Annotated in this window: 6 protein-coding genes; all 6 read right to left on the bottom strand. The window is 68.2% G+C overall.

What is annotated here, in order from left to right; genetic code table 11:
* Positions 1 to 36: 36 nt before the first annotated feature.
* Positions 37 to 756, bottom strand: a complete 720-nt coding sequence (locus GO615_RS26175; RefSeq protein WP_169132797.1) for a SurA N-terminal domain-containing protein — start codon at positions 754 to 756, stop codon at positions 37 to 39.
* A gap of 30 nt (positions 757 to 786) precedes the next feature.
* Entirely contained in the window at positions 787 to 2,373 is a 1,587-nt protein-coding gene (locus GO615_RS26170) for an ABC transporter substrate-binding protein (RefSeq protein WP_246262469.1), read from the bottom strand.
* A gap of 5 nt (positions 2,374 to 2,378) precedes the next feature.
* A complete protein-coding gene (locus GO615_RS26165) occupies positions 2,379 to 3,098 on the bottom strand; it encodes an SCO family protein (protein WP_169132796.1) in 720 nt (239 codons plus the stop codon).
* 4 nt (positions 3,099 to 3,102) lie between these two features.
* Positions 3,103 to 3,819, bottom strand: a complete 717-nt coding sequence (locus GO615_RS26160) for an SCO family protein (RefSeq protein ID WP_169132795.1) — start codon at positions 3,817 to 3,819, stop codon at positions 3,103 to 3,105.
* 62 nt (positions 3,820 to 3,881) lie between these two features.
* Positions 3,882 to 5,822, bottom strand: a complete 1,941-nt coding sequence (locus GO615_RS26155; RefSeq protein WP_339380144.1) for a cytochrome D1 domain-containing protein — start codon at positions 5,820 to 5,822, stop codon at positions 3,882 to 3,884.
* A 257-nt stretch (positions 5,823 to 6,079) separates the two neighbouring features.
* Positions 6,080 to 11,911 carry a manganese-oxidizing multicopper oxidase MnxG gene (gene mnxG, locus GO615_RS26150; RefSeq protein ID WP_169132794.1) on the bottom strand — a complete coding sequence of 1,944 codons (5,832 nt, stop codon included), beginning with the start codon at positions 11,909 to 11,911 and terminating at the stop codon, positions 6,080 to 6,082.
* Between the last annotated feature and the right edge of the window lie 603 nt (positions 11,912 to 12,514).

Below are 12,514 nucleotides of genomic sequence, written 5' to 3'. Positions count from 1 at the left end.
CCCCCCGGGTCACTCCCCCCAGCGTGGGGGCCCCGATCAGAATTTCTGCAACACCTCCACCTTCGCCGCGCCGCGCAGCTTCTGCAGCGCGCTGCTTCCGGCCTCGGCGCGGCGGCTCACGACCAGGTACTCGCGCACCTGGCGCTTCGCCTCGGCCTCCGGCATGCCTGCGGGAGCGGGTTCCTGTTCCAGGGTGCGCCTGACGTCCTCGTCGCTGACCTCGGGCATGCCCGCCAGCGCCTGCAGCGCGCGGCTGGCCGCCAGCTCGTGGCGCAGGTATTCGGCGTAGGTGGCCTCGTTGAAGCCGGCGTCGCGCACGCGGCGCTCGTAGGCCTCGCGGGTCGCGAAGCCCCCCTCGATACCCTTGCGCGCCTCCTCGACGGCGGCGTCGTCGACCTTCATGCCGCGCCGCTGCGATTCCTGCCACAGCAGCTCCTTGTCGATGAGCTGGTCGAGCGCTTCGCGCTTGAGGCGCTTGAACACTTCGGGATTGCGGATCGCGGCGACGTTGCGCGCCTGCAGCTTGAGGTAGTCCTCGAAATGGCGTTCGAGGCGGAAGACGGAGATCTCCGCACCATTCACGCGCGCCGCGACGCCGACCTCCTGCGCGGCGGCCGGCGTTGGCAACGCGAGGGTGCAGACCAGGCACAGGGCCGCCGCCCCGAGCCGCAGGCCGCTCAGCACGTGGCGAACGGCCCCTCCTCTCCTCTCCTGCGCCGTGGCGGCGCGCCTGCCCTGTACCTGGTCTGTCCTCACTCGTCTTCCTCCTAACAATAGCCCATTGCCTCACTCCTGCACCGTATCCAGCCGCACGTAACGGCCGGTCGGGCGGAACACGCGCTTCTGCGCATCCACGCCGACGATGTGGGCGCCGGGCGCGCCGATGCGCTGCCCGGGGCCGAAGCCGATGGCAGGCGTCACGCCGGTCTGGAAGCCGTGCAGGTTCTCCAGCGCGGCGACCAGCTTGTCGCGGCTGGCGTCGCGCCCCGCACGCTTCAAGCCTTCCGCCATCACCATCGCCGCGGCGTAGGCGCCGACCTGGAAGGCGGGGTGGCGCTCGCCTGCGCCGCTCCTTTCGCGCACCGCGCGCAGTGCGCCCGCGCCCTGCGGGCTCCAGTCCTGCGGCAGCGTCGGGTAGGCGATGAACACGCGCCCGGCCTGCGCCGGCGCAAGCTGCAGCGCGGACGCGCCGACCTGGTTGGCGGCGGCGAACAGCCACGGCGGCGACTTCTGCAGCGGCGCCTGCGCCGCGAGCGCGCCGAAGTCGGCGTCGCGCCCCATGAAGAACACGGCCTGCGCCCCCTGCCCGGCCAGTGCCGTGCCCACGCCGGCCGCGTCGAACGCGCCGGGTACGTAGGCATAGGCGCGCACCTGCGACCAGCCGCGGCGCGCGAGGCGCTCGGCCAGTGCGCGGGCGATGGCGCCACTGCGGGCTTCGTCCGGGTGCACGATCGCGGCGGGCGGATTCGCGAGCTTGAGCGCCGCGGCGGCGTATTCGCCGAGCGCGCCGAGCTGCTCGCCCAGACCGGGCAGGGGGTCGAACACGAAACGGCCGCCGCTGCCGGTGAGATGGGCGAGCGGACCGACCACGGGAATGCGCGCGGCATCGGCGAGTTCGCCCAGCCGCCCGTCGAGCGCCGGCACCAACGGCGCGACGACGGCGAACACTTTTTCGTCCTCCACCAGGCGGCGCAGCGCCGCCTCCGCGCCCGCGGCGTCGGTGCCGGGATCCGCGACCACCAGCTCGACGCGCCGCCCATGCACGCCGCCACCGGCGTTCACGGCGTCGAAAGTGCCGCGCAGCAGGGCCGTGACGGTCGCGCCCAGCTCGGCCAGCGGGCCGGCCGCAGGCTGCAGCGTGCCCACGCGCACGGCGTCGGCGAGCAGGCCCGGATCGCCGTCGTCCTCCAGGCGCTTGAGGTAGGCCGTCAGGTCCTCCACGTCGCGCGCCGACATCGTGAAGCGCGGCATCGCGGGGTCGAGCCGGTTGCCGCCCGCATCGACCCCGCTGGTGATGGCGCGCGCGAAGCTCGCGGCGTCGTAGGCCGGCCGTTCGCGCCCGTTTTCCAGACGCTGGCCATAGGAGAGGGCAAGCCGCCGCCAGGTGATGTCGGGCGGGCGCACGCCCCCCTCGCGCCGCCCGCGGCCATCAGCGCCGTGGCAGTTGGCGCACGGCACCACCGTTGCCGGTATTGCCGTGTCCGCACCACCGACGCGGGCCGCTATGCTGCTGCCGGAGGCACTGCGGCCCTCGAGGAAGATCTGCTTTCCGGCCTGTTCGGAAGCAGTCAGCTCGATTGCGGCCACAGGCCCCGCGGCGCATGCCAGCGCGGCCATCACACCCGACCACCATGAGAGGCGGCGGCTTGCCATGATCGTCACCGTGCCGCGCTCACCTTCGCGACGGGCTCGGTGAGCACCTTCAGCCGCTCGGCGATGGCCGGCGGGGGCGCATCGGGGCGGATCTTGTTCCAGCGCTTGGTCGCGACGTCGCCGGCGATCAGCAGCGTGGAATGCTCCTCGGCGCTCTGGCCGAGCTGGCCGAGGCGGCCCAGCACGAAGTCGACCTTGGCCTTGTCGCCGGTGAGGAAGGTCCAGTTCGGATTGTCGGCCTCGTTCTTCACCGCGAAGGCCTTCAGCGAGGCCGGCGTGTCGTTCAGCGGATCGCTGCTGATCGAGATGAAATGCACCTTGCGCGCGGCCTCCTCGCCCAGCGCGTCACGCACCTCCTTGAGCTTGCGCGTGATGAGCGGGCAGGCGTCCTTGCAGCTCGTGTACACCACGTTGAGCATCACCACGCGGTCCTTCAGCACGTCGCTGTAAAACTGCACCCTGCGGCCGTTCTGGTCGACGAGCTCGGTGTCGGTGAAGTAGGCGCGTGCGTCGTGCGTGCCGCCGCCGGTGGCGGGGGCCACGACAGGCTGGGCGGCCGGTTGGGTGCTGGCCGCGGCGGCGCCGTGCTTGTCGGCGTGCCCGGCGTGGTCGCCGTGACCGGCATGCCCGTCATGATGCTTGCCTTGCGCGAAGGCGCCCGAGGCGACAGCCAGCCCGAGGGCGGCGAGGGATGCGCGGATGAGGGTGCGGCGTGCAGCGATCATTGTCTTACTCCCGGGTGGCGGCACGCGCCGCGATCAGCGATTCGACCTGCGCGACCAGCATCGCGGGGTCCGCGAAGCCGTAGAAGCGCGTCCATTTGCCCGTGCGACCGTCGCCGACCATCATCACGACGGGGTGGTCCTCGAAGTTGGGTGTCCACGTGCCCAGACCCTTGAGCGTGTCGTTGACCGCCGTGGTGCTGCCGGTAAGCCACGACCACCCCGCGCCCGCCCCGCGGGAACGCGCGTAGTCGCGCAGGCGGGCGGGGGTGTCGCGGACCGGATCGACGGTGAGCGAGACCAGCGCGACCTCGCGCCCGACCTTCCCGCCGAGTTTCTGCTGCACTTCGCCCATGATCGCGGAGACCACCGGGCACACCGTGGTGCAGCTGGTGTAGACGAAGTCCATCACGACGATGCGGTCGCCGATCACTTCGGACTTGAGGCGCCGCTCCTTGCTGTTCTGGTCGAGCAGCAGCACGTCGGCGAAGCGCACCGTCACGTCCTCGGGCAGCTTGATGTCGGAGTTGGCGTGATTGGCATGATTCGCGTGGCCCGCATGCGCGGCGTGGGCATCGGCCGCGGCAACCTTCGTCGCCTGCGGCTTCATCGCATGTTCGGAATGCGCCCGCGCCAGGCTGGGCACGATGAAACTCGCCGCCACCGTGAGGGCCAGCGCGATCAGGCTGGCCTGCATGATTCTCTGCTTGCGCTGCTGTTTCATGGATATCGCTCCTGCGTGCTTCTTCATCACCGCTGCCTTCTTCATCATCGCCCCCTTCTTCCTCACTTGCCCGCCACCGCCGACACCGCGCGCAGCGTCAGGTAGGGCTTGTTCTGCGTGTCCCTGAGCGCCTCCGAGTCCACATGCACGTAGTACGCGCCGGTCTCGCCGAGCTGCACCTGCGCCTCATACACCCCCTCGCCCACCTCGCGTGCCGCAGCGCTCTGGCGCGTGCCGGCCGGGGCGACGAAGTAGCTCACCTTCAGGTCCGTGAGGCCGGTGCGCGGCGTGTCCTTGCGGCCGGCGACGAGGCGGAAGCGCACCGTCGCCTTGCCCGGCGCCTGCACCGTGACCGGCGACGGCAGGAACTCGAGGCGCGGCACCGCGAGCTTGGCGTCGCTCACCACGCCCGGCTTCACCTCGGCGCTGAAGCAGTGCAGCACCTGCGGGCGGTCGAGCATGAAGGCGACGTCGAACTTGCCCGACGCCGGCAGCGTGACCTGGGTCGAGAACACGCCCGGTTCGCCCTGCTTCATCGCGCGGTCGACCACCGTCACCGCGCGCGCCGTGTGGCCGCGGTTGAGGTAGCCGGTCATCGGCGCGTTCATGCCTTCCATGTAGAAGTAGGTGGTGTTGTTGGCCGGATTCACGACGAACACCGAGCCCTCGTCGTTGCGCGCCGCGAGGCTCGCCGCCAGCGGCAGGTCGCCCGCCAGCTTGGGCGCCTCGCCGCCCGCCGCGAAGCTCTGCAGCACCGGCGCGCGCCCCTTGCCCAGCGTGTCGAGCTTCACCATCGTCACGCGCTCGGTGGCGAGCCCGCGTACGTAGGCGTAGCCGGACGTGAAGGTCACCTGGTAGGGCTCGGAGGCGACCTTGATGTCATGCACGACCTCGTCGCTGCCGGCATCGACGACCGTCGCGACGCTCTCCAGCGTGTTCAGCGCGAAGCCGTAGCGGCCGTCGGCGGTGAAGCGCACCGGCCCGAGGCCGGGCTTGGCCTGGATGACCTTGCGCGTCGCCAGCGTCCTGGCGTCGATCACGGTGATCGTGCCCGCCTGGCCGTCGGCCACGTACAGCGCCTTCGACAGCCCCGATTGCGCCACCGAGATCGGCCGCGGGCCGGTCGCGAGATCCTTCAGCTTCTGCATCGTCGCCACGTCGAACACGCTCACCGTGCCCGCGTCGCGGCTAGTCACGAAGGCGTGGCGCGAGTCGTCGCTGAACGCGATCTCGTGGTGGCCCTTGCCGGTCGCAAAGGTCTTCACCGGCTTGAACGTATGGGCGTCGATCACCGTGACGCCACTCTTGGCGGGGTCGCGGGAGTTGTTGCCGACCCACAGGTAGCGCCCGTCCGGCTGCACCGTGACGCGCACCGGCTCGTCGCCGGCATCGACGTTGGTGACGACGCGGAAACTCGTCGCATCGACCACCGCCACCTGGTCGGCGACCGGCATCGACACGAAGATGTACTTGCCGTCGGGACTCTTCGTCCAGTCCACCGGCGGCCGCTTGAGCATGATGCGGGTCAGCGTGCTGGTCACGCCGCCCACCGAGGTCAGCGGGTCGATCACGCTGATGCTCGGATCCTTGTTGAGCACCATCAGGTAATAGCTGTTGAGGTCCACCATCGGCCGCACGCCGACCACGCCCTTCAGGTAGAGCGCGATCTTGTCCTTGCACTCCTTCTGCTCGTTGGCCTTGGGGTTGGAGATCACCTGCGCGAGGTCCAGCCACGCGCCCGGTTGCAGCCCCGGCACACCCTTGCCGGTGTTGGCGTCGGTGATGCGGAAGCGGATGTCGGCGAGCCCGCCTTCGACCAGCTCGCTCGCGCCGCCGGCCGGACGCGCTTCGAAGTCGATCGCCACGCCGTCGCGCACCAGGCGCCCGCTCGCTGCAGGCTTGGCATCCGCCGCGACGGACGCGGGGGCCGGGGCAGCGATGGTGGTTCCGGACAAGGCGCACGACACCAGCAGCGAAAGTGTTGCGAAGCGAAGTTTGCTCACGATGATTTCCCCCGGTTTCGGGCCCCACGACTGGGGGGACCCGGACTACGAATTCGTGTGGCTGCGCGTTCATCGACGCGCCGGAATACGCCGTTTGTCGTTCAAGATGCGGCTGCATCCGCGAAAAAGGTGGCGGGCCCCACTGCCATTCAGACCCGCCCAATACGCAACAGCCATAGTGCTGTTGCAAGCTATGCATGCTTCGTACCAGCGGGATGCGGCCGGCAGCGCCGCACCCCGTGCTTGCTGCGTGTTGCTTACTGCACCCGCACGATCCCCCAGCGGCCGCCCAGGTTGCCCAGCGACTCGAAGTCGCGGTACAGGTAGTCGCCCGGGATTGCATTGGCGCCGCCTGCGCTGGCCATGTTGAAGGTGAAGTGCGCGGCCGGCAGGATGCTTTCCTGACCACCGAGGAACATCCCCAGCGGGTTGAACAGGATCCGCGTCGAACCCACGCCGAACTTGCGCGACGGGTAGCCGCTCTGATCGACGTTGTTGGCACGGTACGGATCACGCTGCCACACGTGGCCATGGAGGCCGAAGGTTCCCATCCGGCTGCCACCCGAGGCCTGCACCAGGTGGATGCGGAAGGGCATCCCGCGACCGACCGTCAGCACCGGCGTCTCCGGATCGGCGCCGCCGACCAGGGCATTGCTGTAGGCCATGTTGGCATTGGGCACTGCAGCGAAGCCGGCACCGTTGGCGTGACCGAAGGGCGCGTCCGGAGCCTTCTGGAAGCGATACCACAGCGGTTCGACCTTGTAGTTCACCGCCATCGCCGAGTTGTCTTCCGGATCCTCATGAATCATCGGACCTTCGGCGGCGACGTTCTCCACCGGTTCGCCATTGGCCCAACGCATGTTCAGGCCCTTCGCCCACTGCAGCGCGAAGTCACGGTAGGTCGCAAGCTCCGGCTTCGAGGTCTTGGTCACCGTGGCGGCGGCGCGCATGTTGCTGTCCTCGACCCAGGTCGATTCCGGCGGCATGGCGACGAACGCTCCGTTGAGACCCTTCTGCGTTTGCTTGACACGGTCCGCCGGCATGATGTTGACCCCGCCGAACTCGATGCCCACCGCCGTGACGGTGTCGGTTGCCTTCTTGATGGTGGATGTTTGCGCAGAGAACGCGCGGCCCAGGTCTCCTACGTAGTATTGATAGGACGTCGTCGGGTACGGATCGGCGGCACTCGCCCGCGGTGCGACCGTCTGCACCGGGTTGATGCCGACGTTGGCGCCGTCGGACTTGGTCACGTCGTACATCACCAGCTGGGTGTGGAGGCCAGCGTGTGCGGACGGACGCATCAGGTTGTTGTTGAAGCTGGTGGTGCCCACTGCGCCGTAACGGTCACGCACGACGACCGGCGACATCAGGTTGGGCGACGGCAGATCGGGCATCACTGCCGGCAGCCGGTTCTCCAGCACCACATTCACGCACTCGCCGGACGCCGCACGCATCACCAGGGGCTCGACCGGGACGCCGGCCTTGAGCTTGCCGGTGGTCGCATCGAGGTCGTCCTTGCGCACGTACATGATTGCGGTCGGGTCGTGCAGCGGGCCGGACTTGCCACCAATGGTGATCGACTCACCCGTCACTTCGTCGATGATGGTCGCAGCCGGGATGCTGGTCGGACGCGAGTTGTACACCAGCGTGCCGCCGTTGGCCTTGAGCGGGCCGCCGACATGCTTGCCGTCGCTGCCCGCCATGCCGATGGTCAGGCCGAGCGGGTTGGGCAGGATGTCGTTGGCGAGCGCCACCACCACGTTGAAGTCGCGCTGCTTGACCGGCAGCACACCGAGCTTGGGATCGACGTAGTTCTTCGGGCAGATGCCGGTGAAGTCCGCCGCGTTGGTGATACCCACCGGCAGCGGGTTGTTCGGCACCGCGAACAGGTCGGACTGCAGTTCGGCGTAGTTGCGCATCACCCCCCACGTGCCGTTCCAGTAGCCCTCGATCGACGGATTGATCGAGTACATGTAGTCGGCTTCCGTGCGGTTCGCATCCGCATACATCGCCACCGGCATGCCGAGGCTGAACTGCTCGGAGATGCCGACCATCTGGCCGTTACGCCAGCCGGAGTTGCCTGCCGCGCCGAAGGCCGAACCCGCCTGCAGCCACTTCACGCCGTGGATGCTGACGCTGTGCGCCTCTTCCTGGCCGCCGGCCTGCACGCGGACGCGGACGATGTCACCCGCGTAGGTGCGCAGCATCGGGGTGAAGGGGTCGCCCGGCTTGTCGCCCGCCTTGTTGATGTGCGGCGGGAAGGTCGTGACGCCTCCGGTCGGGCCGGTCGCCTGCCTGATCGAGCTCGGTGCTTCGTTGAACGCTGCGATCTTGCGGTCGGTACGGCTCTGCAGTGCATACGCCAGGTCACCCGCGAGCCCGTCCGCCTGCATGCCCGGCTTGCCGTCGGGACCAGTCTTGTTCGGGTCGTAGATGCGCAGCGCCACCGGTTCGTTGCGGTAGTTCACCACGAACATGCCGGGGTCGTCCGCCGAGATCGCCTGCGGGCACGGACGGACCGGGCAACCGATCTTCTCGCCACCAGCGACGATGCGCTGCATGTCGGGGAAGATGGGCAGCGTGGTCTTCTTCGCCGGCGGGTTGATCGCGTAGCGGAAGCTGTCCGGGCTGGTCGGGTACTTGACCGGGTCGGGGATGCCGTCCGGACCTGCACCGACATACACGCCGGCTTCATACGCATGCTGGAAGTCGGTGAACTCCAGGTAGAACTCGCGGTAGCTGTCATCGATCTTGTCGCCGTCGATGTCGCCACTGCTGATCACCGCCTGCCAGGAAACCGGGCCGCCGTCCGCACGGGTGCCCAGCGGAGCGCCAGTCTCGGCCTGGTACCACTTCGAGCCCGCCGGTTCGGTCAGCACGGTTGCGTACAGGCCGATCTGCTGGTGGGTCGAGGGACCATAGTGGTCATGCGTGAAGATGTTGCCCAGACCGCGGTCGATGTTGTACTGGTTCAACAGCGGGTCCGCATACCAGCGCTGCTGCGTCGTGCGCGCGCCCATCCAGTCCGGACGATTGAACTGTCCGAAGTACGGGTGAGCCTTCGGCACGGGGCAGACGTTGCTGCCGTCGCGCGGGTCGGTCGGTTCGGTGCAGTGGTTGAAGTGGCGGACTGCATGGATGCGCTCGACCACGGCTCCCGGCGAGAGCGTGCCGTCCTCATAGTTCCAGCCATTCGCCGCGCCGTCCGTGGTGGAAAGGTCCCACTTGGGCAGGTGGATGTGCTGGCCGATGATGTCGGTCGGCGTGCGCACCTGGTAGTCGTCCAGCTCGTAGAACTCCGGCACCAGGTTGGTGTGGTCGTACATCGCGCAGTCGTACGTGTTCAGGCGCATCACCAGCGGCTCGGGCGCTTGCTGCTTGTTGATCACCGGCATCACGTCCTCCCACAGCGCGATGATGCGCTGTTGCGGGAAGTGGTAACCGGCCTTGTTGATCACCGCGTCGAACTGGATGTTGGCGCCCTTGTACACGCGCGGCGTGGTCGCGTTGTACTGCGAGGCCTGGCCGGTGTACCACGAGCTCATCGTCGAGCCGCCGTACCAGGTACCCGCGCCGGCGGCCGCAGTGAGCTGCTTCTGCGTGTCGTCGATGCAGGGCTCGGCGAACGGCGCCGCGACCGAGGGCTTGGCGCCGTTGGTCTTGAACGCTGCCGCTGCGACGGTGCTGCCGGACGGGTCGGCCTTGTAGCTCGCGTGCTCCTTCTGCGAGTGGAAAGCCATCGCCGCCTGCTCCGCGTCAGTGCCTTCCTCGGGGAAGAACACCGCCTTGGCCGCCGTGAGCTTCTTCAGGAAGTCGACCGGGCTGGTGGTCACGATCGCGGTGGTGCCGGAGAGCGTACCCTCGAGCGTGTGCCGCGCCAGACCGCCGTCCCAGCCGCCCGCCTGCGCCGGCTCGAGACCGGACCACAGCGCGTTGCCGCTGGCCTTCAGCGCCTGGGCCGTGGCCTGGGTCAGCATGTCGAGCGGCGGGGTCGGCGGACGCTGCCCCATCGTGCTCTCGATGCCGGCGACCCAGAACGGATAGCCCGGGTTCTTCAACGTGCCGTCGGTATTCTTGTTGGCAGCGCTGCGGTCGACCTGCGCCTTGGAACCGGCGATGACCTGGGTGCCGGTGGCAGGGTTGGTGACGTACTTGGTGACGACGCTCACCTTGCCCGGCATCGGCGGCATCGCCTTGCCCGGCAGCGGCACCACTGCGGGGATCGGCGCACCGACCACCAGCTCGCCGTCGGGATAGGCACGCGCGCCCTGGGCCGGCGTGCCGTCCTTCAGCGCATACGGCGTGCTGTGGTAGCCCTTGGTGCCGTTCGACACCGCGAGCTTCGTGCCGGCCTCGAAGGTGTCGTGGATCCGCCACATGTACCACATCCCCTGCGCGAAGTGCGGGTAGAAGTGGCAGTGGTAGATCGCGTCACCCGGCGAGCGGTTACGGTTGCCGGAGCCGCCGTTGACCATCTCGTAGGTGTAGCCGGAACCCGGCCCGATGCCTTGTGCGTCGAGGTAGTTCGAATTGTCGTCGTTGGGGTTGAACAGCCACTGGTGGTTGTGCAGGTGATAGACGTGCTGCTCCTGCCCCACGTGGATGTTGCGGTACTTCACGAAGTCGCCGATGTAGCTGTGGTGCACGTTCGCCGGATCCTGCGGATACAGCGCCTTCGTCGCCTTGATGCCGGTGGTCCCGGCGGGCGGCACCTGGCCCGGCTTGAGCGCCTCGAGGCCGACGTTCGCGGGGATGTCGACCAGCTGCGCCGGATCGCCGACCACGTAGGCGGTGAGGAAGAACTCCTCGTACGCACAGGAGGTGCAGTCATGCATCGGGCCGACGCCGAGGCGGTTGGCGATGATCTCGGAGCCGATGCCGCCGGAACCGTAGTTGATCATGAACGCATCGCGCGTCGCCTGCAGCACGTAGCCGAACACCGGGTCGTTGTAGAAGCCCGGGAAGGCCTGCGCGGTCGCGACCTCGTCGTGGAACACGGTGCTGAAGTCGCGGAACGGCTCGAGGCGGTTCGGGTAGGCGGGGTTGCGCTTGCCCATGCTCTCGAGCGGGTAGGTCGAGGCGGGGAAGGTGCCGTCGGCGTTGGGTCCGAGGACCACCGCGTCGATCTCGGTATGCACGATGCGCGTGCCGTCGACCGTATTCACCACCGGCTTGCCGGCCTTGCCTTCGCTGATCCACGGCTGGGCGTTCGGATAACGCGCCTCGTAGTTGATGATCGGCTGGCCGGCCGCGCTCAGCTCGCCCGCCGCCGCCGTCAGGTAGCCGTCGCCGTTCTTGTCGGCGGCGATGCGCATTTCCTCTTCGGACAGCACGTTGCGGTAGGCACGGCCGCCCTTGGGCAGCACGGTGAGCTGGCCGAACAGGCCGCTGGAGATGTTGCCGGCCGTGCCGTCGGCGCCGAAGGTCGCGCCGTAGCTCGTCACCACGAAAGTGCCTTCACGCTCGCCGTACAGCGTGTAGGTCTTCATCTGCCCCGGCGCGGCCAGCGACGAGGCGTTCTTGCCGACGTTGTCGCCCATGTCGGCGATGCTGTTCACCGCCTGCATGCCCTGCGCGAAGAAACCCACATTGCGGTCGGCGACCTGGTCGTCGATGTGCATCTCGGGCGGCACCGCGTCGCGCGGGTTGGCCGTCGGGCTCAGCAGGTTGGTCAGATTCACGGTCAGGCACTCGCCCGCCGCGATGCGCAGCACCAGCGGACGCGGCCGCTTGTCGGCGCGCAGCTTGACGTTGCCGGCGGACTTCGTGCCGCCCGCGGCGAGCGTCTTGCCGCTCGAATCCACCACGTCTTCCTCGAGCGCGTACATCATGCCGTTGATGTTCTGCGCACCGAGCCGGTTGTACATGAGTGGCTGGTCGAGTGCGACCACGTTCGCGACCAGCGTGCGCGAGCACTGGATGGCGCCGGTCGTAGTCGTTCCGCCACCACTCTTTGGCGGAGCCGCCTGGGCCTGGCCGGCGGCGAACAATGTCGCCCCGGTCAGCATCAGCAGGCCGGCCAGCCTTGTCAGCCGGCCTTGATAGCCGGCTGCGGCTGGCGCCCGCCCTTTCGGATAAAGATACTTCATCGTCGTTCCCCCCACGGTTACAACGCTTTGGTCTGCGGTGCGCTGCAGACCCCGGACCCTCGTCCGGCCAACAACACCAGGCGCGAGCCAAATGGGAAAATCCCGTGGGCGTTCTCGCAATCGTCGTGCCATTACAAAAAATCACGTTTTTTCAATTACTTGATTTTTTTGGAGGGGACAAACGGGGAAACTTCCCCAGTTTTTCCCCGCAACGCGGGTGGGGGATCCCCACGCAATCCCTGCAACGACGCGGCTTACCCGAATCCGCTTGCGACGAAAGTCTTACCGGTTACGCCAATGTCCTTGCTGCCGGTGCGCGACAACTTGTGACAATTTGCCGTTTGACGGCCGATTGCCCAGGTTGGGCGCGCGGATTGTGCCGTGATGCGTTGAAACGGGGACAACGCCCCGGAATTGGGGAATAGTCCCCGATCCGGCGGCAATCACACTTGATGGCAGCCTGGGTCAAGCGCCGTTGCTCCCTCCCCTTCAAGGGGGTGGAGCAGGGGTTTCGCGGAGCACCGCTCCGCGCCTGCGGAACGACGGAGCGAAGCGCAGGCTCCCGGGTTGGGGTGGGGATGGGTGGACTCCGCAGCGCCCGCA

It is taken from the genome of Aromatoleum evansii (assembly GCF_012910805.1).
In the GTDB taxonomy this organism is placed as follows: Bacteria; Pseudomonadota; Gammaproteobacteria; order Burkholderiales; family Rhodocyclaceae; genus Aromatoleum; species Aromatoleum evansii.
The sequence above is the reverse complement of the archived record's forward strand: the minus strand, read 5'-3'. Positions and strand labels throughout refer to the sequence as shown.